This is a genomic window from Andreprevotia lacus DSM 23236, assembly GCF_900176275.1.
GTDB classification, from domain to species: domain Bacteria; phylum Pseudomonadota; class Gammaproteobacteria; order Burkholderiales; family Chitinibacteraceae; genus Andreprevotia; species Andreprevotia lacus.
On sequence record NZ_FWXD01000019.1, the window covers coordinates 1 to 23,337 of the forward strand.

A 23,337-nucleotide genomic window follows, 5' to 3' on the forward strand; every position below is an offset into this window, starting at 1 on the left:
CCTGCGCGAATGGGCGTATGGGTGTGCCTATTCGAACTCGACGCAACGCCGGGCGGCCCTGCCCGTATGGACGCATTTCTACAACTGGCATCGGCAACATCATGGGATTGCTTGCAAGACGCCAGCGTCCCGTCTCCCACTCGCAGGAAACAACGTCTTGACTCTTCACAACTAGGCGTGCGAAACGCAGACAGTACAAGGCGTACGGCAAGTGAGCACAACACTGGCAGCAGGGTTTTGTTAGCCGCTCCAAGCCTGCTGATCTGCTCTGCGCGCTTGCCACATGGCCCTGCCCAGCAGCACCAGCAACCATGCAGTCAGCAGCAGATAGCCCGTGCATGCCAGCACCGCCAGCAAGCCACCCCAGCGCATGATGCCCAAGGTGGCCCAGAACCAGACCAGATAGCTCGCCCCTGCGCCTGCAGCCCCCTCAACCAGCAAGCGCACCACTTGCCAGCGACGCGAGCGGGGTTGCCGCCAAAGCGCGAAGACCGCCAGGCCGCCGAAGCACAGCACATATACCCAGTCGTCCATTGATCCGCTCACCGCCCTGGCAATGATCAGGTCGTCCTGGTCAGACTCGAACAAGCCGGTCACAAACTCACCAGGCCGCCATGGCGAGGGCGCATCGGCGATGGCGGATACCGGCGCGGCAAGCATTGCAGATGCAGCCCTTGCATCCATCGCTGCGACGGCCGGAGCGCTGGCATTCACGTTGATCGGTTTTTCTTTCTTGCTCACCGAGCAATGCGAGAGCGGCAGGAAAAAGCACAACGCCAGCAACAACGCTGCCAACTGGCGCAAGCGTTGCAGTCGTTCCGGCGAAGGTTTGGGCATGAGGTGCGCCATCCGGTCAGTCTTGCGAAAAATCTACCGCTGTTGTGCACCGCTCGCAACATGCGCCGCATTACCGCTTGACCAGACAGACCGCCCAGCCTAGTGTATTAGTCAACCAATACACAAATACACTTATGTCGCTGCTGGCCGCCCTTTCCATCTCACCCGGTGCAGGTGAGCCCATCTACCGCCAGTTGATGGAGCAGATCCGTCGGCTGGTGGCCGGCGGCCAGCTGGCGCCGGATACCGAGCTGCCGTCGGTGCGCGAGCTGGCGCAGGCGCTGGCGGTCAACCCGATGACCATTTCCAAGGCCTACAGCCTGCTGGAACTGGAAGGTGTGCTGGTGCGGCGGCGCGGCATCGGCATGGCGGTGGCAGCCGGCCCGGCCAGCCAGGCGGCGCAGGCCGAGCGCCTGCAGCTGCTGCGCGGCACGCTGGAACGCGCAGCACGCGAGGCGCACGAGCTGGGCCTGCCGGCCGATGCGGCCCTCACCCTGTTTGCACAATTGCTGGAGCAACACCCATGACGAGCCCTGCCATCACGGTCAACGGTTTGCATAAATCCTTTGCGTCGCAACGCGTGCTGATCAATCTGGACTGGCAGGTGCAGCCGGGCCGCATCGTTGGCCTGCTGGGCCGCAATGGCGCCGGCAAATCCACCTTGCTGGAAACGCTGCTCGGCTTGCACCAGCCCGAGTTCGGCGATATCCGCCTGCTGGGCGATGCGCCGGCCGCCTTCAGCGCCGGCACGCTGGCGCGCATCGGCTACGTGCCGCAGCAGACCGAGCTGTTCGAGTGGCTGACCACGCAACAGCTGCTGGACTACTTCGCCGGCTTCTATCCGCGCTGGAACCACGAACGCTGCAATGCGCTGCTGGACCGCTGGCAGATAGCCCGCGAGCAACGCATCAGCAAGCTCTCGGTCGGCACGCGGCAGCGGCTGTCCATCGTGCGCGCGCTGGCACACGAGCCGGATTTACTCGTCCTCGACGAACCGGTCAGCAGCCTTGACCCGCTGGCGCGGCGTGATTTTCTGCGCGAGCTGATTGGCGACGTGCTCGACCGACAAACCACCGTGGTGCTGTCCACCCACATCCTGTCCGATCTGGAGCGGGTGGCCATGGACGTGGCCTTTCTGCACCAGGGCCGCATTCAGCTGCAGGGTGCGCTGGACCAATTGCAGGAAGAAGTCCGCCGCGTGCACGCTCCGGCCGCCACCCTGCAGCAACTCGGCATACGCCCGCTGCGCGGCGGCGCGCCGGACAGCGATAGCGTGATCGCCCGCCTGAGCGAGCAACAGCTGGCGCTGCTGCAAACCAAGCCGGATGCTTTGTTGACGCCAGTCAGCCTGGAAGACCTGTTTGATGAGGTGACGGCATGAAGCTGGTGTGGTTGACGTGGCGCATGGCCGCGCGAAAAAACGCGCTGACGATGCGACGCCCATTGACCTTGCTGACGTTGCTGCCGTTGTTCCTGCTCGGGCTGCTGAGCTTGAACTTTGGCAAGCACGATGGCGCGCTGATGTACCTGTTGTGTGTATTCGTACCGGTCGCCGTGCTGCTGATGACGGGCTGGTATGCGCTGTGGACCAGTCTGGCAACCGCCAGCAACATCACAGCATTGCTGCCACTGCATAGGCAGACCGCCAGGTACAGCGTGGCGCTGGGCTGGCTGCTTTTGGGGGCGATTTCTTCACTGCTGGCCTTGCCCTTTGCCAGCGATAAACCGTCACTGGCGCCGATCATTCCACTCGTGGCCCTGTTGTTCACGCTGACCATCACGCCCTGCAGCAACCCTATCTTGTGGCTGCGCTTTCTGGCTCTTGGGGCGGGTTTTTGGGCGATGTCGCGCCCGGAAACGGGCAGGCTGCTCTGGCTACCAATGGCCTATACCCTGCTGACCTTGCCATTGTTCCTGCTGCCGCTGAAACAAGCGGTCAAGGTCGTCAACGGGCTGGTTAACGAGCAATGGCCAAACTGGATAAAGCGCCGACCGCGCCATCCTGTCGATCTGGCCAATTCTGCGGCCAATGCGGCCTCCGGCCCCTCAATCATGTTGCTCATGGCATTGATTGATCTGATCTGGAATGGCGCAGCGCAGCGATTTCATGTCGCTTTGCCTGGCACCAGCGCACGCGGTGCATATGGCTCGCTCCCCATGTTGCTGATCCTGCCTGCCATCCTGCTCTGGCGCATGCGCGCCACTTTGCTGCAGCAAAAATCCGCTCAGACGCTGCTGCGCCTCACTCCACAGGCAGCAGATAGCAACGTGTTCAATCGCCGCCTGGCCCTGCGCCAACTCGCCTTGTACGCAGCTTGCAGTGCGGCAGCCAGCGCGCTGGCACTCATCGTGACCTGGACGCCCCAGCCGCCGCTGATCTGGCAGCACTGCGCCTATTACCTGCCGGCGCTCTGCGTGCTGGCAGCACCGCTAGCGGTGCCAGACTTCAGCCAGCTACGCCAGATGGGCTTGATGCCGGCAGTCGCACTCGGCATTGCGCCTTTCCTGCTACCCAGTGTGCTCTATTGGCAACCCGCCGAGATCGAATTCTGGGTAATCAACGCGTTGTGCATCGTCGCCGGCGTGGTGCTGATGCTGCGCCGGCTGGATCTGCAGGAAAAAGCCCCGCTGGCCTTCCCGGTGGGCTATCGCAGCGATGGCATGTTGTGGAATGCACGCACGCCGCAGCAATAGCGATCACATTTCATAAAAAGTCAGCAAAAGCCGTTACTTTCTTGCACCATCTCGCGCGCCTGCATTCATATGGCGGGGCAAAGCGTGCTAAGGTCAGCGCTTCGATTTTGCCTCTAGCACGCAATGCAACTGACCGAACAGCAAGTGCTGGCCCTGGCGCCCGATAGTGGCTCGGCCGGCAATGGCAAGAAGCTGGCGCAGGCCAAGAACTGGCCCACCCTGGGGCGCAGTACGCGGGCGCTGTGGGGCGAGTGCCAAGGCAGCGGCTCCAAGCCGTATCAGGTGCGCGTCGATCTGGCGGACTACGCCAGCAAATGTTCGTGCCCCAGCTTCAAGTTTCCGTGCAAGCACGCCATCGGCCTGCTGGTGCTGACCGCCAACCAGCCCGGCCTGGTGCAGGAAAACGGCGAGCCGGAATGGGTGGGCGACTGGCTGGACAAGCGCGGCGAAACCGCCGCGAAGAAAGAGGCCAAAGCCGCCGCCAAGGCCGAAGCCCCCGTGGACGAAGCCGCGCAGCAAAAGCGTGCCGCCAAGCGCAATGAGCGCGTGGGCGATGGTCTGGCCGCGCTGCAATTGTGGCTGGAAGACCAGATGCGCAACGGGCTGGCCCGCCTGCCGGCCGAAGGGCCGGGGCTGTTCGAGCAACAAGCCGCCCGGCTGGTCGATGCGCAGGCCGCCACCCTGGCCGGCCGCGTGCGCGCACTGGCCGACTTGCCCGGCGGCCCGGCCGACTGGCCGCAGCAATTGCTGAGCGAGCTGGGCCGGCTGGCGCTGACCATCCGCGCGTTCGAGCGCATCGACAGCCTGCCGCCCGAGCTGCAGCACAGCCTGCGCGCCGCCGTGGGTTTCACCGTCAAGGAAGAAGACGTGCTGGCCGCCGCCACGCCACAGCGTGACGAATGGCTGGTGATCGGCCAGGCGCTGGACGAAGACGAACGCGTGCGCGTACAGCGCAGCTGGCTGCAAGGTCGGCACAGCGGGCAGATCGCGCTGCTGCTGCAGTTTGCCGTCGGCACCCAGCCGTTTGCGCAACGCTGGCTGCCCGGCAGCAGCTTTGCCGCCGAACTGGCCTTCTGGCCCGGCGCCCTGCCGCAACGCGCCATGCTCAAGGGCACGGCCGAGCCGGCCGCCGCGCCCACAGCGTTTACCCACCGCCACAGCATCGACAGCCTGCTGCAGCACGCCGCGCAGGCGCTGGCCAGCCAGCCGTGGCTGGAACGGGTGGCGCTGGTGCTGGCCGACCTGGTACCTGTGCATCAAAACGAACGCTGGTACGCCGTGCAGCCCGACGGGCAGGCCCTGCCACTGGCAGCCGGCGATTACTGGCACTGGCTGGCCATGGGGGGTGGCGTGCCGCGCGATACCGCCGTCGAATGGGATGGCCACACGCTGCGCCCGCTGGGCTGGTTTGCCGATGGCCGCTATTACCCGCTGGGGGAGCAAGCCACATGGAACAACTGACCCGCCTGGCCTTGGTCGGCACCGCCAACGCACCGGTCGATGCCGCCAGCCTGCCCGCCATCACCGCGCTGTTGCCCGAGGGCAGCCGTGAACAACGCCTGCTGTGGGCGGCCGGTGCCGATGCGCTGTACCGGCAGGCCGGGCAGCGCGCAGCAACCGTCATGCCTGCCAGCCCCGCGCCGGCCGAAACCCGCCGTCCATTGCCGGCGGCGCTGCGCCCCGTTGTGGCCGAGCTGTTGTCCGGCCGTCTGGAAGAATTGCAGCCATGGGCCAGCACGCATCTGGCCGAATGCGGCTATGTGCTGCCGCCCGAATCGCTGCTGACCGTACTGGCCTTCAACCACAAGGCCCAGCGCGCCGCGTGGTTGCCGCTGCTGGGCGAGCGTGGCCGCTGGCTGGCTGCACAGAACCCCGACTGGCAATGGGTGCTGCAAGCCGCCCCTGCCCCGGCCGATGCCGCCGAGCTGGAACAGCAGTGGCAGGAAGGCACGCCGGCCGCCCGCAAGACAGCGTTGACCGCCCAGCGCCAGCGCGACCCGGCGCTGGCCCGCGACTGGCTCGCCGCCGCGCTGCCGCAGGAAAAAGCCGAACAGCGCCAGGCATTGAGCGAAGTGCTGGCAGATGGCCTGAGCAGCGACGACGAAGCACTGCTGAACCAGCTGCTGGGTGATCGCAGCCAGGGCGTGCGGCAACAGGCCGCCGGCTTGCTTGCGCAACTGCCCGCATCCGCGCTGGCGGCCCGCGTGCGCGAGCGCGTGGCGGCATGCGTGCAATGGCAGGTGCCCGATGCGCCGCAAGGCACGGTGGCCAAGGTCGGCGCCTGGCTGAGCGGCAAACGGGCCGTACCCGCGCTCAGCATCAACCCGCCCAACGAGCTGCCCAAGGACTGGGAGCGCGACGGCATCCTTGCCCAGCCGCCGCACGGCACCGGCGCGCGCAGCTGGTGGCTGGCGCAGCTGCTGGGCCTGCTGCCACCGGATGCATGGACCGCCCCGGCCGGGCTGACGCCTGCCGAGCTGCTGCCGCTGCTGAAAAAACAGGAATGGGACGACGCGCTGCTCGACGGCGTGGCCCGCGCCGCCGTGCGCTTTGGCGCGGCCGATTGGGCCGCAGCACTGCTGGCCCAGCCCGCCCTGCTCTACCGCGACCCGGCACTGGCCGATGCGCTGTGGCAAACGCTGGGTGACGAACAGCGTGGCAGCCTGATCAGCAATCTGCTGCAGGCCGACAACCTTGATGCGCTGGAGCGGCTGCTGGGCAGCCGACCCGCGCCGTGGCCGGCCACATGGTCACCGCTGCTCTTGCAAACGCTGCGCCGGCTGGACTTCCTCAAGCTGCCGACCAAGCGGCTGTCGCCCGCGCTGGAACTGCTGGGCATGGCAGCCCGCCACGCGGCGGCAGGTGACATCCCGGCAGTGGTGCAGGTGATCGAAAACGAAATCGGCCAGCTTGCCGGCCACACCGAATGGCAATACCAGCAATTGCGCAGCCGCGCCGAGCGCCTGGTGGCGCTGGCCCGCACCCGACATACCCTTCTTCAGGAGACCGCCCAGTGAACGCACCTTCCTTGAATGCCGTCCTGCGGCAGCATGCCGAACACCAATACGCCGAAGAACTGGCCGAGCTGGCCCGCCAGGACGACAAACCCAAGCCGCCCAACTGGCAGCTATCGCCGTGGGCGGTCAAAACCTATCTACTGGGTGGCAAGCTGGCCAACGGCTTCGAGGTCAGCGCCAAATACATCGGCAGCGCCCGTTTGATCGAAATCGCCGTCGCCACACTGGCCACCGACCGCGCGCTGCTGCTGTACGGCGTGCCGGGCACGGCCAAGAGCTGGGTGTCCGAGCATCTGTCTGCAGCCATCTGCGGCAACTCCACCCTGCTGATCCAGGGCACGGCCGGTACCGATGAATCGGCACTGCGCTATGGCTGGAACTACGCGCGCCTGCTGGCCGAAGGCCCGTCCGAACACGCGCTGGTGGCCAGCCCCATGCTCAAGGCCATGCGCGACGGCAAGCTGGCGCGGCTGGAAGAAATGACCCGCGTGCCGAGCGAGGTGCAGGACACCCTGATCACCCTGCTGTCGGAAAAAACCCTGCCCATCCCCGAGCTGGGCATCGAGGTGCAGGCACAGCGCGGCTTCAACGTGATTGCCACCGCCAACAACCGCGACAAGGGCGTGAACGAGATGTCGTCGGCGCTGATGCGCCGCTTCAATACCGTCATCCTGCCCACGCCAGACAGCTTTGATGAAGAAGTCGCCATCGTCAGCCGCCGCGTGGCCGAGCTGGGCCAGGCACTGGCCTTGCCGGCCGAAAAACCGGCGCTGGAGGAAGTACGCCGCGTGGTCGCCATCTTCCGCGAGCTGCGCAACGGCGTGACCGAGGACGGCAAGACCAAGCTCAAGTCGCCCAGTGGCTCGCTGTCGACCGCCGAGGCCATTTCGGTGATCGGCCACGGCCTGGCCGTGGCCGGTTATTACAGCGACGGCGTGCTGCGCGCCGGCGACATTGCCGCCAGCATCACCGGCGCCATCGTGAAAGACCCGGTGCAGGACAAGGTGGTGTGGCTGGAATACCTGAAGACCGTTGCCAAGGAGCGCGATGGCTGGAAAGACCTCTACCGCGCCTGCATGGACGTGGTCTGAACCGGAGCCGCCCCATGACGCAACGCTACCCCATCCACCCCGACCGCTGGCTGGCGCTGGCCAACCGCAGCGCCAGCTGGCAGACCGATGAAGGCCCGGTGAGCTATACGCTGCGTACCGTCGATTGCGGCACGCTGTGGCTGCAAAGCGGCCGGCTGGTGCCGTGCGACCCGTTCGTGACACTGGACCGGCACGACAATATCCAGATTGCCGTGCCACCCGGCCGCTACCCGGTGACCGTGACGGTGGCCGACGTGAGCGACGAGCAGGATGGCTCGCACGAGCGCGAGGCGTATCTGTCGCTGCAGTTGTCGAACGCCGCCAGCGTGAGCTGGTCCTTCCTCGCCCCGCTGGCCGAGGGTGAAACCGCGCCGGAGACCGAGCCGGGCGAGTTCGTCGGCGTGCCGGTCGATGCCGGCACCATTGCTTTCGTCGATGCCGATGCGGTGGCAAGGCTGATGCCCGACCCGGCCGCCACCAGCTGGTACGAGCACTTGTTCGACAACGGCGACGAGGACAGCTGGTTTGCGCTGATGGACGACCCGGAGCACCTGCGCGCCGGCAGCGCCAATATCGTGCTGCCCGATGCGCGCGATGGCGAAAACCTGATCCTGGCGCACTCGGGCTGGGGCGATGGCGTGTATGCGGTGGTGGGCACCTATGCCGCCGACGGCCAGCTCACTGGCGTGCACATCGATCTGGCCGTGGTGCCGGTGAACCTGCTGCCGGAGTGGGATTGATGGCGGTGCACTACTTCGGCATCCGCCACCATGGCCCCGGCTGCGCACGAGCGCTGCAGGCGGCGCTGGCCGAGCTGCAGCCCGACCTCATCCTGCTGGAAGGCCCGCCCGAGGCGGACGAACTGCTGGCCATGGCAGCCGACCCGGCCATGCAGCCGCCGGTGGCGCTGCTGGTTTACCCGCTGGATGCACCGCGCCATGGCGTGTTTTACCCCTTTGCCGAATTCTCGCCCGAGTGGCAGGCCATCCGGCACGCGGCCTTGCAGCAAGTGCCTATCCGCTTCATGGACCTGCCGCCGACGCATGGTTTTGCCGATGCGATAGCGCGCGAGGCTGCTGCCGAAGCGGCTACGCCGGAATCCGGAGCGGAAGGCGCCCCTGAATCCGGAGCGGAAGGCGCCCCTGAATCCGCACCGGAAACCGGCAGCGAGGCCGCCGACGATGCTGCCCCGCTGGATGTGACCGAAGACGATTTCGCCCATTGGCGCATGGACCCGGTGGGCGAGCTGTCGCGCGCGGCCGGCTATGACGACAACGAGCTGTGGTGGGAAATCGAGATCGAACAGCGGCGCGATGCACGCGAGATGTTCACCGCCATTGCCGAAGCCATGAGCGCGCTGCGCGAGCACGCCCCGCCGCCCGATCAGCGCGAGGCCCGCCGCGAAGCACACATGCGCCAGTGCATACGCGAGGCGCAGAAAGCCGGTCACGAGCGCATTGCCGTGGTGTGCGGCGCCTGGCACGTGCCGGCGCTGCAACAGCCGACCACCATCAAGGACGACCAGGCGCTGCTCAAGGGCTTGGCCAAAACCAAAGTCGCCGCCACCTGGGTGCCGTGGAGCAGTGATCGCCTGGCCTACGCCAGCGGCTATGGCGCGGGTGTGACCTCGCCGGGCTGGTATCGCCACCTGTGGCACAGCCCCGATCGCGCCGGCCTGCGCTGGATTACCGAAGCCGCACGGCTGATGCGCAAACAGGGTCTGGATGCCTCGTCGGCCAGCGTGATCGAAACCGTGCGCATGGCCGATAGCCTGGCCGCGCTGCGCGGCCTGCCGCTGCCGGGTCTGACCGAAAACCGCGATGCCATGCTGGCCGTGCTGTGCCACGGCAACGACGCGCCGCTGGCACTGATCCACCGTGAGCTGGAAGTAGGCCACCTGATCGGCAAGGTGCCGGCATCCGCCACGGCCGCGCCGCTGCAGCGCGATCTGGAAGCGCAGCAAAAACGGCTGCGCATGAAAGCCACCACCGAAATCAAGCCGCTCGATCTGGACCTGCGCGAAGACGGCGGACGCGAACGCAGCCGCCTGTTGCACCGCCTGCGCGTGCTGCAGGTGGACTGGGGTACCCTGCAGCGCGACAACAACCGCACCGGCACCTTCCGCGAGAGCTGGTCGCTGCAGTGGCGGCCCGAACTGGCCGTCGAGCTGATCGAGGCCAGCCGCTACGGCAACACCATTGCCGAGGCCGCCGGCAACCGCCTGCGCGAAGCCGCACTGCAGGCCGCCGCCCTGCCCGAACTGACCGACCTGCTGGACGACGCCGTGCTGGCGCAATTACCGCAAACCATCACGACCCTGCTGGGCTGCGTGCAGAACCAGGCCGCCGTCGCCGCCGACCTCGGCCACCTGATGGATGCGCTGCCGCCGCTGGTGCGCGTGGCACGCTATGGCGATGTGCGCGGCACGCAAAGCGGCAGCGTGCAGCCCATCATCGAATCGCTGGTCGAGCGCATCACCGTCGGCCTGGGTGGCGCGGCCAGCCATATCGACGAGACCGCGGCCGAAGTGCTGCTCAAGCGCATCGACACCGTGCAGGTGGCGCTGGATACGCTGGAGCTGCCCGCGCTGCGCGATGACTGGTTTGCCACCCTGCAGCGCATCAGCACGCAGGATGGCATTGCCGCGCTGGTGCGTGGCGGTGCGCTGCGCCTGTTGTTCGACCGCCAGCGCGTCGATGCCGCTGCGCTGGCGCAGCAAGCGCAACTTGCGCTGTCCGGCGCGGTGCCGCCGCAGCATGCCACCGGCTGGCTCACCGGCCTGCTGCGCGGCAGCGGGCTGTTGCTGCTGCAGCACGATGCGCTGTGGCAGATCATCGACGCCTGGCTGAGTGGCCTCGGCACCGAAGTTTTCATGGAACGGCTGCCGCTGCTGCGCCGCGCCTTTGCCGGCTTCAGCCGTGCCGAGCGCCGGCAGATGGGCAACAAGATCAACACGCTGGGCAGCACGCCGGTCGCCGCCGCGCAGGACGACACCCTGGACGACAGCCGCGCCGCACTGGTGCTGCCGGTACTGGCCTTGCTGCTGGGCCCGGCCACCGCGCCAACTGACGAGATCACCGCATGAGTACCACACCCGACTCCACCGATATCGACCGCCTGCAGCGCTGGCGGCTGGTGCTGGGCGAGGCCGCCGACGACAGCTGCGGCACGTCGCTGAGTGACAGGCTGCTGCGCGCCGATGCCTCGCTGGCCGCGCTGTACGACAGCGACCGCAAGGGCGGGCTGGGTTCATCCAGCCCGCATGTGGCACGCTGGCTGGGCGACATCCGCGAGTTTTTCCCCACCTCGGTGGTGCAGGTAATGCAGCAGGACGCCATCGAGCGGCTGAACCTGCAGCAACTGCTGCTGGAGCCCGAGTTGCTGGAAATGGCCGAGCCGGATGTGCATCTGGTGGCCAACCTGATGTCGCTGTCGCGCATGATGCCGGCCAAGACCAAGGATACCGCGCGCCGCGTGGTGCGCAAGGTAGTGGCCGAGCTGGAGCAGAAGCTGAAAGAGCCAATGCGCCAGGCCGTCAGCGGCAGCCTGAACCGCGCCGAACGCAACCGCCGCCCCAAGCTGAGCGAGATCGACTGGCACCGCACCATCCAGGCCAACCTCGGCCGCTATCTGCCGGAAAAGCAGACCGTAGTGGCCGAAAAGCTGATCGGCCACGGCCGCAAACGCAGCGCACTGCGCGACATCGTGCTGTGTGTGGATCAGAGCGGCTCGATGGCCGCCTCGCTGGTGTACGCCGGCATCTTTGCCGCCGTGCTGGCCTCGCTGCGCGCGGTACGCACGCGCATGGTGGTGTTCGACGACAAAGTGGTCGACCTGACCGACGAAACGGCTGACCCGGTCGACCTGCTGTTCGGTGTGCAACTGGGCGGCGGCACCGACATCAACCTCGCGCTGAGCTACTGCCAGCAGGTGATCGACCGGCCGGACAAGACCATCATGGTCTTGATCACCGACCTGTACGAAGGCGGCAATGCGCGCGAAATGCTCAAACGCGCCGCCGCGCTGAAGGCTGCTGGGGTCAACCTGATCTGCCTCTTGGCGCTGGCCGACGACGGCGCCCCCGGCTACGACCACCAGCACGCCGCGCAATTTGCCGCGCTGGGCATCCCCACCTTCGCCTGCACACCGGATCAATTCCCCGCCCTGATGGCCACCGCGATCCAGAAGCAGGACGTAGCACTGTGGGCCGCCAAGCAGGGGTTTGTGGCGCAGCGGGGGGAGTAAGGCCCCCAAAGGAGACCAGCATGCCCTTAGCCCTCGCCACCTCCCTGCCCGCGCTGCTGCCCCAAGCCATCGCCTGGGCCAGCGCGCGCGAAGCCGAAATCCTCGCCAGCGGCATCGCGCTGACCGATGCAGAATTGGACCTGGCACGCCGGGTGGGCGTGCAGGCACCAGAGCGCATCCGGCTGGCATTGGTCGAGCGCGTGCCCATGCCGGACGACCCCATGCTGCAACTGGCGGTGGAAACCACCGAGCTGCTCGGCGCCAATACGCTGGGGCTGACCCTGGGTTACGGCATCTATCTGTGCCAAGGCGCGCGCGATGCGCGGCTGGTCTCGCACGAATGCCGCCATGTGCAGCAGTACGAAGCTGCTGGCGGCATTGCGGCCTTCCTGCCGCTGTATCTGCAGCAGATCGTGCGGCACGGCTATCTGGATGCGCCGTATGAGGTGGATGCACGGCGGCATGAGATTGATGCGTAGCCCACATGGCTGACGGCGGGAGTTTGCCCATGCTCCCGCACCCCACCATCGAGGTCGTGGACGGCGATCTGCTCGATCAGCCGGTCGACGTCATTGTCAACGCCTGGAACCGCAACATCATCCCCTGGTGGCTGTTGTTGCCACAGGGGGTATCGGGGGCGATCAAGCGCCGTGGCGGCTATCGCCCTTTCATCGAACTGGGCCGGCATGGCCCGATCCCGCTGGGTGGTGCGGTGCTGACCGGTGCCGGCCGCTTGCCGTATCGCGGCATCATCCATGTGGCGGGCATCAACATGCTGTGGCGGGCCAGCGAATATTCCATCCGCCAGTCGGTGCGCAGCGCGCTGGATATCGTGCGGCGTGAGCAATATGCCTCGGTGGCCTTTCCCGTCATCGGCGGCGGTACCGGTGGCGTGCAGCAGGCCAGGGCGCTGGCATGGATGCTGGAGACGGTGAGCGACACCCGCTGCGAGGCCAGCGTGCGTGTCGTGCGATACCGGCGGAGCAGCGCCCGCGCCTTGCCGGAAACATCACACCCCGGATAGTCCGGCAGCAACGACAGCAGACGCTGTATCGAAATCAATACATTTGCATAAACATTTTTGCAAATATAGACTCCGATTCGCCTTCCGCCCGATCCCCGAGGAGTTCCGATGCACCGTTCCATCCCCATTTCCCTGCTGCTGGCGACCATGCTCGCCGCGTGCGCCCAGACCGGGCAACACCCTGCCGCCGCGGTCCAGCCCACCCCGGCACCAGCACAGGCTCGCCCTGCCCCAGCTGCGGCTCCGGCGGCTGCCACAACCAGCACGTCGGTCGCGCCGACCCCTGCGCCCGTTGTGCAAGCCGACGAACCCAATGTCGTGGCATTTGCCACCGGTAGCGACAAGCTGGACGATGCTGCCAGCGCGAAAATCACCGACCTGGTCGAGCAAGCCAGGCAGGCTAAAAAAGTCGAAGTACTCGGTTCGGCGCAAGTGAATGGCAAATTCAACAAGAAACTCGCGCTGTCACGTGCATTCGCCGTCAAGAGAGCGTTGGCTCACGCCGGGGTGCGTCCCGGCAAGATCATGGTTCGCTACAGTACAATCGAGTCGCGCGACGTCGCCACCATTACGTTCAAGCCCTGATCTGCCCCGGCCGGATCGCCGGAAGCGGGGTGTAACGTGACAGACGCCGCGCAGCATCACGCTTCCACGCCATTCCGGATCACTACCATGTCGTCTGCCACACCCCATCCGCCTGCTTCCCGGCCACTGTCTCCCGACCTTGAGGTGCTCAAGCAGTTCCGCATCATCTTCAAGTCGATTCGCCGCCATTTCGACCATATCCGCGAATACAGCGGGCTGAGTGGCGCGCAACTGTGGGCGCTGTCCTGCATCAAGGACAACCCCTGCCTGCGCGTGTCCGACTTGGCCCGGGCCATGACGGTGCATCAATCCACCGCCAGCAACCTGGTGGAAAAACTGGTGAGCATCGGGGCAATTTCACGCCAGAAATCCAGCGAGGATCAGCGCGTGACCACGCTGGTGGTATCCGGACTGGGCGAGCGCATGCTCAGCGATGCCCCCGGCCCGGTGCAGGGCATTCTGCCCAATGCGCTGGCGCGAATGGAGCCCGATACGCTGCGTGCGCTGCACGCCAATCTGGAGGCGCTGCTGGCGGTGATGGACGACCTGGAGGCCGAGGCAGCGAACATTCCCCTGTCCGACATCTAACCCCGTTCGTGGAGAGCATCCAATGAAGTACCTCGCCCCTGCCCTGTTGGTCACCCTGATCCTTGGCGCCTGTGCTACCCAACAGCAACCGGCAAACCCGCCCGTTGCCAACAGCAACAAGCAAGATAGCGGCGACAAGGTTGCCAGCGTGGACCTGACCAAGACCCAGCCGGTAAACAACACCGGCACCGACCCGCTGCACGACCCGAAAAGCCTGTTGTCCCAGCGGCTGGTGCAGTTCGACTACGACGCCTTCGTCGTAAAAAGCGACTACCGCGACCTGTTGGCCGCACATGCCCAGTATCTGGCCACCCATCCTGCAGCGCGGCTGGTCATTCAGGGGCATGCCGATGAACGCGGCAGCGCCGAGTACAACCTGGCGCTGGGACAAAAGCGTGCCAATGCCGTGCGTGAAGTCCTCAATGCCCAGGGGATTGCCGACAAGCAGCTGGAAACGGTGAGCTTTGGCGAAGAAAAGCCGCTGGATGCCGGGCATGATGAGGCAGCCTGGGCGCGCAACCGCCGTGCACAACTGGTGTACAGCGGCGAAGTCGCGCAGTAACGCCTTGCAGGACAACCGGGCACTCATGGGCGCCCGGTTGAATGCTGTTTTGCGCAAAGAACAAACAGCGCGCTGAAAGGCGCTGCATGACCAAGAGCGGCTCTGCGCGGCTCGCCACCGGTATCGCCCCCATGGCAGGCCCGTGCACACAATGCGGCACGCCAAATGCATCTTCATAAATGGAATTGGCCTTATCTCACAAGGGCCAGGCAGAAGCAGCTCCTTGGTTGTCAGAATGACCGCCTGCGACGAGCGTATCTCGCCCATTTCCGCCAATAGCTTGCATATGCCATTGCCGCCGGGTTGATACAAGCTGAATGCCGACACGGCTGTTGCAGCCAGCACACACCGTTTAAAACGACAGTGCAATTGCAAAAACCCTGTCCTAGTATGCGTTGGAAGCTGAATGGCAATGTCATCATCCGGCCGCTGCCGCCTGCAGGCACAGCGCCCGGCCTCGCCCCTCCCAACGCCGGAACCCGCTCATGAGTCCAGAACTTCGCCAGGCGCTGTACACCCATCTGCAGACTGCCATCGAGATCGAGCTGTCGACGATTCCGATCTACCTGTACACCTATTACTCGATCCAGCGCCAGCCGCAGCACACCGACAGCCTGCCCAACGGGCAGCAGATCGCCACCTTTGCCAACAAGGCGGGTGGCTTGCTGATGAGTGTGGCGGTGGAGGAAATGCTGCACATGTCGCTGAGCTGCAACGTGCTGCGCGCGCTGGGCGGCCAGCCCAAGCTTTATTGCCGCTCGCCGGGGGCGTACCCGACCAATTTGCCGCACCACAAGGCCGGTTTCAGCGTGGGACTGACCGCGCTGACGGCCGGGCAGCTCGACCTGTTCATGGGCATCGAGGAACCCGAGCAACCCGGCTCGCCGCCGCAAGGCGACAACTGGACCTCGATCGGCCAGTTCTATCGCTACATCCTCGGCCTGATCGAGGAAACCAGCGACGAGGATTACCACTACGCCGACGATCAACTGGCGGCGCATCGCGGCTATTACTCGGCCAACAACGTCGATACGGTCTACCCCAAGGATGGCTACTACATCAAGCAGCCGGAGAACCCGTTCAACCCGGTGGAGCGCGGCGCATCGCAGGCGCAATATCCAAACAACCGCGACAGCGGCAAACTGATGCGCATCCGCTGCAAGGACGATGCGCGCCGCGCCATCCATTCCATCATGCTGGAAGGTGAAGGCTATACGCACGACCCTGCGCACAAACGCGACGACCCGGAGAACAACGAAGTCTCGCACTGGTACAAATACGCCGCGCTGCGCAAGGAAATCGCCGCCTTCAGCGCGGACGACCTCGGCCAGTTCATCCTGCCCTTCCCGAGCAACCCGACCAGCGCTGGCTACCCGGCGGAGGTACTGCCGCTGGTGACGCTGGCCAATGCGGTTTATTCCTACCTGTTCCTGCTGACCGAAACCGCCTATCGCACCGCGGGCGATGCGCAGGAATCGATTTTCTACATCGGCATGCACAAGGGCATGATCTTCATCCTCGACAAGATCATCGGCGGCATGCGCTACAACACCTGTACCGACGCGGCCGGCAACAGCGTGGCGCTGGCGCCGACCTTCGAGAACTACGCGTTCGACAGTCTGGCCACCGCCAAACAAGAGCTGATCGCGCTGTGCCAGGCGGTACCGGCCAGCCTGAACCTCGATAGCAACATCCTCGGCCGCATTCAGGATCTGCCGGATGTGAACATTCCACCGGATGGCATCGTCCGATTCTGAGCACCTCCAATGCCCAAGGCACCGATAGTGATGGCGAAACGGCACCAGGAACCCGGCCAAGCCGGGTTCGCACGGATATCGGCAAGTGGCAGCACGGTGCTCCTTGTTCGATTCCACACCCCCCGCCCTCGCCGCCGCGAGGGAGCCTCGCTATTGCTCGTCAGCGGTACCCACACCTTCCCGGAAATCTGACACTGAACAAGGCTGGCGCTGAAACACCCCGCCCACCATTGCGAGATCGATCATGACCAATACCACCACACCGCTTGAACTGCATGCCTGCATGGGCCTGAACGCCTGCAAGGGGCATGACCGGCTGGGCAGCAACGAATGCGCCGGCAGCGGCAGCTGTGCCACGGCGGCAGCGCACTCCTGCCACACCCTCAACAACTGCCGCAACCAGGGCGGCTGCGGCCTGTATGGCACCGGCGAAGAGCAGGACCACCCCGGCGACAACCCGTGCGCCTGGCTGGGCTCGTGCGCGGTGCCGATCAATGCCGAGCGCTTCTCCACCGACGGACCCAATCAGGGCAAGAGCGTGTGGGTACGTGCACGCCAGCGCTTCGAGGAACGCATGAAGGCCGCCAAGCGTCAGGTGCATCCGTCGCCATCGCCCACCGGCCCGACCACCGAATGGCTGAAGGCCAACGTCAATGCCGATTACACCGCCTGCGGCGCCAGCGGCATGAGCGGCGGGGGCAGCTGCATCTGATGCCGGGCACTGCATTGCCACAACTCGGCCTGGGGCTGCGCCATGTGCACGTCGAGCACATCCTGCAGCACCAGCCCGAGGTGGACTGGTTTGAAATCATTTCCGAGAACTTCATGTTCTCGCACGGGCGGCCACGCCATGTGCTGCGGCAGGTGGCCGAGCGCTATCCGCTGGCCATGCACGGCGTGTCGCTGTCCATCGGCAGCAGTGACCCGCTCGACATGGCTTACCTGCGCGCGCTCAAGGTGCTGGCCGACGAGATCAAGCCGCGCTGGATCAGTGACCACCTGTGCTGGACCGGCGTGCACGGCCACAACACGCACGACCTGCTGCCGCTGCCGCTTACCGATGAAACGCTGGCCCACGTCGCCGCGCGCGTGCGCACGGTGCAGGATGTGCTGCAGCGCCCGCTGCTACTGGAGAACCCCAGCACCTATCTGCGCTACGCCGCCTCGACCTGGAGCGAGCCGGCCTTTCTGGCCGAGCTGGTGGCGCAGACCGGCTGCCAGCTGCTGTTCGACGTGAACAACTGCTATGTGAGCTGCTTCAACGCCGGGCAAGACCCGCAAGACTATCTGGCCACCCTGCCCTGGCACGCCATTGCGCAACTGCATCTGGCCGGCCACCAGCACTGCGGCACCCACATCATCGACACGCACGACCGGCCGGTGGCCGCGCCGGTGTGGGAACTGTTCCGCCAAGTGTGGGCGCGCAGCCCGCAACCGGGCGTGCTGCTGGAGTGGGATGCCGACATCCCCGATTTCGACGCCTGCCTGGCCGAGCTGCACAAGGCACGCCGCTATCTGCACGAGGACATTCCGGCCGACGCAGCCCGCCCGGCCGCCCGCCACGAGGCCATCTCCACCCCGGTCGATTTCCTGATTGCCCCGGTGCTGCAGGACGCCGCCACCCACACCACGGAGCCGCGTCATGCCCAGCCCGTGCTCTGAAGCAGCACCGGCCGCGCTGACCGAGCTGCAGCACTTCATGCAGCAGGTCTTGATGAGCAGCGATAACCGGGGGCGTGAGGCACAGATTGCCCGCCATATTGCGCCTGGCCCGCGCTTGCCGGCTGCCGAGCATCTGGCCATTTACCAGCGAGCCTATCTGGCACGGCTGCTGCAGTGCATGCAAGGCCAGTTCAAGGCACTCAACCACGCGCTGGGGCCGGCACTGTTCCGTGATTTTGCCGCCGACTACCTGCGCGAACAGCCCTCCAGCAGCCCCACGCTGGCGCATCTGGGGGCCGGTTTTGCCGACTATTTGCGCCGCAACCGCCCCGATGCCGACGCGCCGGAAGACTGGATCGATTTCATGATCGAACTGGCCGATTTCGAATGGTCGCTCTACACGCTGTTCGACGCCCCCGGCGCCGAGGGCAGCGGCTACGCCAGCGTAGACGACCTCGCCAACCCCGCGCTGCGCCTGCAACCGGCGCTGCTGCTGCGTCAGTATCGTTTTCCGGTCAACCACTATTACCAGCAAGTGGCCGACGAGCAAGACCCCGACCACCCCGACCCGGCCCCCGTCTGCGTGGCGCTGGTGCGCAGCCACTACCGCAGCGGCATTTTCTCGCTGCGGCCACTGCAATACGAGCTGCTGCAGCGCATTGCGCTACTGCAGCCCGGCCAGCCCTTCCAGCTTGCGGTGCGCCACACGCTGGACCAGCTCGGCCCCGCTGGCCACGCCACGGTGCAGCAGTGGCTGTTGGCCTGGGTGCAGGCGGGGTTTCTGGTCATCAATCAACCGTATACAACCAGCTGCCGATGACCACACTGCATACGCCCGACCGGATCATGAGTACCCTGCTCGGCCGCGAATTCCGTTACGACCACAGTTCGCCGCTGGCTGACCTGCCACCCGACGTTGCACGCGCGCTCCAGTTCTGGACCATTGATGACGATGATGTGCTGGAAGACTTCCTCTTCTCGACACTACTGGCCGATCTCCATCCTGCGAGTAGCGACCTGCCGCCAGGCTATGCACCGCTGCTGGCAGTGCTGGAATTCGAGCGTCACTGCAACTTCAGCGGCTGGCTCGCAGTCAGCAACGAAGGGGCGGAGCAAATGCAATGCATCGTCGATAGCTACCGCACTCTGGGGCTGGAAGATGAAGCCCACGCACTGGCCCGCGTCTGCGACGCATGGTCCCACATGGACCGCGGCAACGAGGAAGCCTATTTCGCCCAACTGGAAGACGTCTGTGCCCGTGCCTATGGCGCCGAACCCAACGCAACCAGCGATACCCGGATCAGGCTCAAGACCATCATGGCCTTTGTGCGTCGGCATCCCGAACAATTTGCATCGCCGCTCGACGCCAGTACCTGATGCCGTCCAAACGAGCTTGCCATGTCATAACCGCGCATCCAGCAAGCCCAGCAAGCGCGCCTTGTTAAGCAGTTGTGCCACGTTGTTCACGTCCAGTTTGCGGAAGATGTGCTCGCGGTGTTTGTCCACGGTGCGGGCAGACAATGCCAGCCGCTCGGCGATTTCCACACTGCTCTGGCCAGCGCAGATTAGTTGCAGCAGCTGTGATTCGCGCGCGGTGAGCTCGATGCCGGCATCCTGCAGCCGCTCGCGCGCCAGCGGCGACAGGTAGCGGCGGCCGGCAGCGACGCTGCGGGCGGCGTCGAGCATGACTTCGGGCGCTTCGTCCTTCAGTGCCAGTCCGTCAGCCCCCTGATCCAGCAATTGCTGCAGCAGCCCGCCCGACTGGGCAGCGGTCAACATCAGCACGCGCAGGCCAGGGTGGCGCTGCTTGAGGTAGCCCAGTACCGCCATGCTGTCATCACCGGGCATGTGATAATCCATGATCAGCACATCGGCCTCGTGCTGTTGCAGCAGCGCCTTGAGGCTGGCGGCATCGCCGGCTTCGGCCTGCAGTTGCCAGCCGGGCAACTGCCCAAGCAACAACTTGAGCCCGGTGCGAAAAATCGCGTGATCATCGGCAATGATGAAGCGCATACAGCCTGATTCCTGATGAGAGCATGCACATCCTACTGCGTTTTCTGCTTGTCCTGCTGCTGACCCTGACCGCCCTGCCGGCAGGGGCCGCTGCGGTGCACATCGCCGCGCTGGATGACTATGCCGGCCCGGCGGGCGGGGCCGCCACGCTGGATGCCGTGCTGGCCGCCGATGCCCGCTTTCATCCACTGGCACGGCACCGGCCAACGCCCGACAGTGCGCGCTGGCTGCGCATCCGTATCGCCAACCCGCAAGCGCTGCCACAGTCACGGGTGCTGGCACTGGGCGTGCCGGATCTGGAAATGCTCGATGTGTATCAGCTTGACCGCACTGGCCTGCAGCAGCGGCTCAGTCTGCCGTATGCAGCCCCATATGCGGCACGCCCGCTGGCGGCAAGACAGCTGGCGATCCCGCTACAATTGCCTGCCGGCGACAGCACGCTCTACCTGCATTACCGGGTGCATGGCGATACCCCCTTGCAAGCGCAGCTGACCGACGAGGCCAGCTTCCGCACCACCCTGGGCCACGGCGACCTGCTGAACGGGCTGGTGCTGGGCATGCTGCTGGTGATGTTGGGCCTGGCAGCCACGCAGTACTTGCTGAGTCAGCAGCAGGCCTATGCCTATTACGCCGTGATGGTGGCGCTGGTGATGGCATTCATACTGCAGATCGAGGGCTATCTGTTTGCCTGGTTGTGGCCCGCGCAGGGCCGCTGGAACCAGTTTGCCCCGATCGCGCTGCAGGGGCTGGCCTATCTGGGCCACGCGGCCTTCACGGTCAGCCTGTTCGATCTGCGCCGCCAGCAGCCGCGCCTGTTTGCGGCCTATGGCGTGCTGGCGGCAGGGGCGGTGCTGAGCATGCTGGTACGTGCCTCGGGCGGGCCGTTGTGGCCGCTGGTGCTGGTGTCGCTGTGCTACATCCCCTTGCCGTTGCTGGCGGGCTGGCAAGGCTGGCGTGCGCGCCAGGCTGTGGCCGGGCTGTTTCTGGCCGGGGCGCTGTGCGTCACGCTGTGCGTGAACCTGTTGTTCGGGCTGGCCGTGCTGGGCGTAGTGGGGGGCGATCCGTTCCTCTATCCCAAACTGGGCTATCTGCTGGAAGCGCTGTTCTTTGGTGCGGCACTGATCCATCAGGTGCAGATGCTGCAGCGCAGCCATGAGAAACACTTGCAGGCGCGCTTGCGTGAGGCCGAGCAACTGGCGCAGGTCGAGGCCGACAAGACACGCCTGCTGGAGCAGGCCCAGCAACAGCAGCTGCAACTGGCAGCTGCCGGGCATGATCTGTCCCAACCGTTGGCTGCGCTGCGTTACGGCTTGGCGGCATTGCGCCAGCACAGCGCAGCGGAGGACATCTCGCGCCACCTTGACCAATCACTCAGCCATACGGAGAGCCTGCTGCGCGAGCTGATCAGCGACGCAAGGCAGGGCTATGCGCTGCATGCCCAGCAGCTCATGCTGGAGGACCTGCTGATCGCCAGCCTGCAGCGTTACCATGCCCAGGCGGCGGCCAAGGGGCTGCAGCTGCGCTACCGGCCGTGTGACGCACAAATGCTGGCGTCACGTGTGCTGCTGGAACGCATCATTGATAACCTGCTGGGCAATGCCGTGCGCTATACCGAGCGCGGCGGCGTATTGCTGGCAGTGCGCAAGCGGCGCGGCATGCTGGTGCTGCAGGTGTTCGATACCGGCCCCGGCATCAGCGCGCACCTGCAGCAGCGGCTGCTGGCACCGTTCACGCAGAGCGGCCAGCTTGCTGCAGAACGGCAAGGCCACGGGCTGGGGCTGCATATCGTGCAGACCCTGTGCCAGCAGGCCGGCTACACCTTGCAGCTGCGCTCCCGCCCCGGCCGTGGCAGCTGCTTCAGCGTGTGGCTCGGTTGATCAGGCCTGCACCAGCCGCAGGTCAAAATCGTCCACGGCCTGACCGAAGCAACGCGGTGCCGGCAGCGCAAACCCGGCCTCGGCAAACGCATTGGCAACGCGGGCCATGCGCACATCGTCCACCACGAACCAGTCTACCTGGCGCAGTGCGCCCTGCCGCTGCAGGTAGATGGCATGGTAGAGCGCCATTGCTTCGGCAAAGCAACCGAATACGACGCCGCGTGACAGCATCAGCATGCGCCAGGACAGCGGGCCCAGCACATAGTGCAGCCGGCGACTGAAGGCATTGCCGGCATCCTGGCGGATCACATCGCGCTGCACCTCGGCATACACGTCGACATCCAGATTGGCCGGTTCGGCCACATCGATCACCAACAGTTTTCGTCCCAGCCGGCGCAGGCTGGCCACGCCATCGGCATTGAGTTTGGCGGCACTGCTGTGCGTGCAGGCCACTACGGCATCCACCTTGCCGACAGCGGCGACGTCGGTATTCACGGCAATGCGGTATTTGAGCGCGGTCTCCGCCAGCGCGCTGGCGTTGCCGCCGTAGCCGACCACCTCATAGCCGGCGTGAACCAGCTGGCGCGTCATGCACTCGCCCAGGATGCCGTAGGGGCCGACCACCAGCACCCGGCCACGCTGTGACAGCCCGGCCGATTGCAGGCCACGGCAGACATCGGCCCACAGCATTTGCGCCGTGCCATTGTCACCGATGGTGAAATGCAGGTTGGGAAAACGCGCCTTGAGCTGCGCGCCATCGCGGCCGAAAAGCCGCTTGGTCGAGGCCGCCAGCAATACCACCCTGGCGCCCTTGCGCTCGGCCCATTCGCACGCAGCGATGAAGTGCGCCTGCGCCAGCCGGCGGCCCTCCTTGGTGAGCATTTCTTCGGCCGTCACATCAATGCCACGGATGCGCCCCGCCACGCCATTCAGGTAAACGCGCGCGCCGTTGGCGTGGCCACTGCGCGGGCGGCGGCGGCCAAAAAAGCGCTGGCGTTCAGCCTCATCACGCAAGTTGCTGATGAACACCACATCCAGCAATGGTTGCCCGGTGAGCATGCGCAGCCAGCCCCGCCAGTCACACAACGCCACCACCACCCGCCATAGATCGCCCCACATAGTGCCCCCTAGTATCGTGTTGTCATCGGGGCAAATTCTAGGAAGCCGGGCATGGCAGATGAATACGCGAAATTGCGTAACTTGCCGGGCTACGTTCAGTGGCATGCAGACCGCACCCTCAGGGAAGCGGCACTGAGGGCCCAGCAACAAGTTCTGAATAAACAAAGGCATATATGTCCGGCCCAGCCAGTTTCAAGCGCAAAAATTTACACATACCGCCTGTGTTGAAAGCCCTGCATGGCCCCCTATCTTCCCCCCAGAAGCTG

Annotated in this window: 23 protein-coding genes; 20 read left to right on the forward strand and 3 right to left on the reverse strand. The window is 65.5% G+C overall.

Annotated elements, in window-relative coordinates; all coding sequences use genetic code 11:
• Window positions 1-240 precede the first annotated feature (240 nt).
• Complete coding sequence (locus tag B9A19_RS14950) at window positions 241-837, reverse strand: hypothetical protein (RefSeq protein ID WP_084091631.1); 597 nt, start codon at window positions 835-837, stop codon at window positions 241-243.
• A gap of 134 nt (window positions 838-971) precedes the next feature.
• Here B9A19_RS14950 and B9A19_RS14955 point away from each other — a divergent pair, with 134 nt between their 5' ends.
• The 19 genes from B9A19_RS14955 to B9A19_RS15045 all read left to right on the forward strand — a co-directional run bounded on the left by B9A19_RS14955 (window position 972) and on the right by B9A19_RS15045 (window position 19,439).
• On the forward strand, window positions 972-1,364 hold the full coding sequence (locus tag B9A19_RS14955; protein WP_084091633.1) for a GntR family transcriptional regulator: 393 nt from the start codon (window positions 972-974) through the stop codon (window positions 1,362-1,364).
• Window positions 1,361-2,218: an ABC transporter ATP-binding protein gene (locus tag B9A19_RS14960; RefSeq protein WP_084091635.1), complete on the forward strand. Its 858-nt coding sequence runs from the start codon at window positions 1,361-1,363 to the stop codon at window positions 2,216-2,218. Before B9A19_RS14955 ends, B9A19_RS14960 begins: the two co-directional genes overlap by 4 nt.
• A 50-nt stretch (window positions 2,219-2,268) precedes the next feature.
• The gene (locus B9A19_RS14965; protein WP_139798876.1) at window positions 2,269-3,531 is read left to right on the forward strand and encodes a hypothetical protein; all 1,263 of its coding nucleotides are present in this window, start codon (window positions 2,269-2,271) and stop codon (window positions 3,529-3,531) included.
• Window positions 3,532-3,654: 123 nt separating this feature from the next.
• Entirely contained in the window at window positions 3,655-4,992 is a 1,338-nt protein-coding gene (locus B9A19_RS14970; RefSeq protein ID WP_084091639.1) for an SWIM zinc finger family protein, read from the forward strand.
• Window positions 4,980-6,548 carry a DUF5691 domain-containing protein gene (locus B9A19_RS14975; protein ID WP_084091641.1) on the forward strand — a complete coding sequence of 523 codons (1,569 nt, stop codon included), beginning with the start codon at window positions 4,980-4,982 and terminating at the stop codon, window positions 6,546-6,548. Before B9A19_RS14970 ends, B9A19_RS14975 begins: the two co-directional genes overlap by 13 nt.
• Complete coding sequence (locus B9A19_RS14980; RefSeq protein ID WP_245804353.1) at window positions 6,545-7,639, forward strand: ATP-binding protein; 1,095 nt, start codon at window positions 6,545-6,547, stop codon at window positions 7,637-7,639. Before B9A19_RS14975 ends, B9A19_RS14980 begins: the two co-directional genes overlap by 4 nt.
• 14 nt (window positions 7,640-7,653) lie before the next feature.
• Complete coding sequence (locus B9A19_RS14985; protein ID WP_084091645.1) at window positions 7,654-8,379, forward strand: DUF4241 domain-containing protein; 726 nt, start codon at window positions 7,654-7,656, stop codon at window positions 8,377-8,379.
• Entirely contained in the window at window positions 8,379-10,724 is a 2,346-nt protein-coding gene (locus B9A19_RS14990) for a DUF5682 family protein (protein ID WP_084091647.1), read from the forward strand. Before B9A19_RS14985 ends, B9A19_RS14990 begins: the two co-directional genes overlap by 1 nt.
• Window positions 10,721-11,884, forward strand: coding sequence for a vWA domain-containing protein (locus B9A19_RS14995; protein ID WP_084091649.1), 1,164 nt, complete (start codon window positions 10,721-10,723; stop codon window positions 11,882-11,884). The genes B9A19_RS14990 and B9A19_RS14995 overlap by 4 nt, the downstream gene beginning before the upstream one ends.
• 20 nt (window positions 11,885-11,904) lie before the next feature.
• Window positions 11,905-12,363 carry a hypothetical protein gene (locus tag B9A19_RS15000; protein ID WP_084091651.1) on the forward strand — a complete coding sequence of 153 codons (459 nt, stop codon included), beginning with the start codon at window positions 11,905-11,907 and terminating at the stop codon, window positions 12,361-12,363.
• A 29-nt stretch (window positions 12,364-12,392) separates the two neighbouring features.
• Entirely contained in the window at window positions 12,393-12,908 is a 516-nt protein-coding gene (locus tag B9A19_RS15005; RefSeq protein ID WP_084091766.1) for a macro domain-containing protein, read from the forward strand.
• A gap of 108 nt (window positions 12,909-13,016) precedes the next feature.
• The gene (locus tag B9A19_RS15010; protein ID WP_084091653.1) at window positions 13,017-13,493 is read left to right on the forward strand and encodes an OmpA family protein; all 477 of its coding nucleotides are present in this window, start codon (window positions 13,017-13,019) and stop codon (window positions 13,491-13,493) included.
• An 87-nt stretch (window positions 13,494-13,580) separates the two neighbouring features.
• A complete protein-coding gene (locus B9A19_RS15015) occupies window positions 13,581-14,081 on the forward strand; it encodes a MarR family winged helix-turn-helix transcriptional regulator (protein WP_084091655.1) in 501 nt (166 codons plus the stop codon).
• A gap of 22 nt (window positions 14,082-14,103) precedes the next feature.
• Window positions 14,104-14,643, forward strand: a complete 540-nt coding sequence (gene pal, locus B9A19_RS15020) for a peptidoglycan-associated lipoprotein Pal (RefSeq protein ID WP_084091657.1) — start codon at window positions 14,104-14,106, stop codon at window positions 14,641-14,643.
• 485 nt (window positions 14,644-15,128) lie between these two features.
• Complete coding sequence (locus B9A19_RS15025) at window positions 15,129-16,400, forward strand: ferritin-like domain-containing protein (protein WP_084091659.1); 1,272 nt, start codon at window positions 15,129-15,131, stop codon at window positions 16,398-16,400.
• A gap of 244 nt (window positions 16,401-16,644) precedes the next feature.
• Entirely contained in the window at window positions 16,645-17,112 is a 468-nt protein-coding gene (locus tag B9A19_RS15030; protein WP_084091661.1) for a hypothetical protein, read from the forward strand.
• On the forward strand, window positions 17,112-18,062 hold the full coding sequence (gene bufB, locus B9A19_RS15035; protein WP_084091663.1) for an MNIO family bufferin maturase: 951 nt from the start codon (window positions 17,112-17,114) through the stop codon (window positions 18,060-18,062). Before B9A19_RS15030 ends, bufB begins: the two co-directional genes overlap by 1 nt.
• Window positions 18,043-18,882 carry an HvfC/BufC family peptide modification chaperone gene (locus tag B9A19_RS15040; protein ID WP_084091665.1) on the forward strand — a complete coding sequence of 280 codons (840 nt, stop codon included), beginning with the start codon at window positions 18,043-18,045 and terminating at the stop codon, window positions 18,880-18,882. The genes bufB and B9A19_RS15040 overlap by 20 nt, the downstream gene beginning before the upstream one ends.
• A gap of 26 nt (window positions 18,883-18,908) precedes the next feature.
• On the forward strand, window positions 18,909-19,439 hold the full coding sequence (locus B9A19_RS15045) for a hypothetical protein (protein ID WP_139798877.1): 531 nt from the start codon (window positions 18,909-18,911) through the stop codon (window positions 19,437-19,439).
• A 24-nt stretch (window positions 19,440-19,463) separates the two neighbouring features.
• Here B9A19_RS15045 and B9A19_RS15050 read toward each other — a convergent pair whose 3' ends face one another.
• On the reverse strand, window positions 19,464-20,075 hold the full coding sequence (locus tag B9A19_RS15050; protein ID WP_084091669.1) for a response regulator: 612 nt from the start codon (window positions 20,073-20,075) through the stop codon (window positions 19,464-19,466).
• Window positions 20,076-20,098: 23 nt separating this feature from the next.
• Here B9A19_RS15050 and B9A19_RS15055 point away from each other — a divergent pair, with 23 nt between their 5' ends.
• Window positions 20,099-21,952 (forward strand): sensor histidine kinase, encoded by a 1,854-nt coding sequence (locus tag B9A19_RS15055; RefSeq protein ID WP_084091671.1) that lies wholly within the window; start codon window positions 20,099-20,101, stop codon window positions 21,950-21,952.
• Here the strand turns inward: B9A19_RS15055 and B9A19_RS15060 are convergent, their stop codons facing one another.
• Complete coding sequence (locus tag B9A19_RS15060; RefSeq protein ID WP_084091673.1) at window positions 21,953-23,071, reverse strand: NAD(P)-binding domain-containing protein; 1,119 nt, start codon at window positions 23,069-23,071, stop codon at window positions 21,953-21,955.
• Between the last annotated feature and the right edge of the window lie 266 nt (window positions 23,072-23,337).

Coding starts and splice junctions, on each gene's coding strand:
- B9A19_RS14950 (WP_084091631.1), bottom strand. CDS start 837: ATGCCCAAACCTTCGCCGGAACGACTGCAACGCTTGCGCCAGTTGGCA.
- B9A19_RS14955 (WP_084091633.1), top strand. CDS start 972: ATGTCGCTGCTGGCCGCCCTTTCCATCTCACCCGGTGCAGGTGAGCCC.
- B9A19_RS14960 (WP_084091635.1), top strand. CDS start 1,361: ATGACGAGCCCTGCCATCACGGTCAACGGTTTGCATAAATCCTTTGCG.
- B9A19_RS14965 (WP_139798876.1), top strand. CDS start 2,269: ATGCGACGCCCATTGACCTTGCTGACGTTGCTGCCGTTGTTCCTGCTC.
- B9A19_RS14970 (WP_084091639.1), top strand. CDS start 3,655: ATGCAACTGACCGAACAGCAAGTGCTGGCCCTGGCGCCCGATAGTGGC.
- B9A19_RS14975 (WP_084091641.1), top strand. CDS start 4,980: ATGGAACAACTGACCCGCCTGGCCTTGGTCGGCACCGCCAACGCACCG.
- B9A19_RS14985 (WP_084091645.1), top strand. CDS start 7,654: ATGACGCAACGCTACCCCATCCACCCCGACCGCTGGCTGGCGCTGGCC.
- B9A19_RS14990 (WP_084091647.1), top strand. CDS start 8,379: ATGGCGGTGCACTACTTCGGCATCCGCCACCATGGCCCCGGCTGCGCA.
- B9A19_RS14995 (WP_084091649.1), top strand. CDS start 10,721: ATGAGTACCACACCCGACTCCACCGATATCGACCGCCTGCAGCGCTGG.
- B9A19_RS15000 (WP_084091651.1), top strand. CDS start 11,905: ATGCCCTTAGCCCTCGCCACCTCCCTGCCCGCGCTGCTGCCCCAAGCC.
- B9A19_RS15005 (WP_084091766.1), top strand. CDS start 12,393: ATGCTCCCGCACCCCACCATCGAGGTCGTGGACGGCGATCTGCTCGAT.
- B9A19_RS15010 (WP_084091653.1), top strand. CDS start 13,017: ATGCACCGTTCCATCCCCATTTCCCTGCTGCTGGCGACCATGCTCGCC.
- B9A19_RS15015 (WP_084091655.1), top strand. CDS start 13,581: ATGTCGTCTGCCACACCCCATCCGCCTGCTTCCCGGCCACTGTCTCCC.
- pal (WP_084091657.1), top strand. CDS start 14,104: ATGAAGTACCTCGCCCCTGCCCTGTTGGTCACCCTGATCCTTGGCGCC.
- B9A19_RS15025 (WP_084091659.1), top strand. CDS start 15,129: ATGAGTCCAGAACTTCGCCAGGCGCTGTACACCCATCTGCAGACTGCC.
- B9A19_RS15030 (WP_084091661.1), top strand. CDS start 16,645: ATGACCAATACCACCACACCGCTTGAACTGCATGCCTGCATGGGCCTG.
- bufB (WP_084091663.1), top strand. CDS start 17,112: ATGCCGGGCACTGCATTGCCACAACTCGGCCTGGGGCTGCGCCATGTG.
- B9A19_RS15040 (WP_084091665.1), top strand. CDS start 18,043: ATGCCCAGCCCGTGCTCTGAAGCAGCACCGGCCGCGCTGACCGAGCTG.
- B9A19_RS15045 (WP_139798877.1), top strand. CDS start 18,909: ATGAGTACCCTGCTCGGCCGCGAATTCCGTTACGACCACAGTTCGCCG.
- B9A19_RS15050 (WP_084091669.1), bottom strand. CDS start 20,075: ATGCGCTTCATCATTGCCGATGATCACGCGATTTTTCGCACCGGGCTC.
- B9A19_RS15055 (WP_084091671.1), top strand. CDS start 20,099: ATGCACATCCTACTGCGTTTTCTGCTTGTCCTGCTGCTGACCCTGACC.
- B9A19_RS15060 (WP_084091673.1), bottom strand. CDS start 23,071: ATGTGGGGCGATCTATGGCGGGTGGTGGTGGCGTTGTGTGACTGGCGG.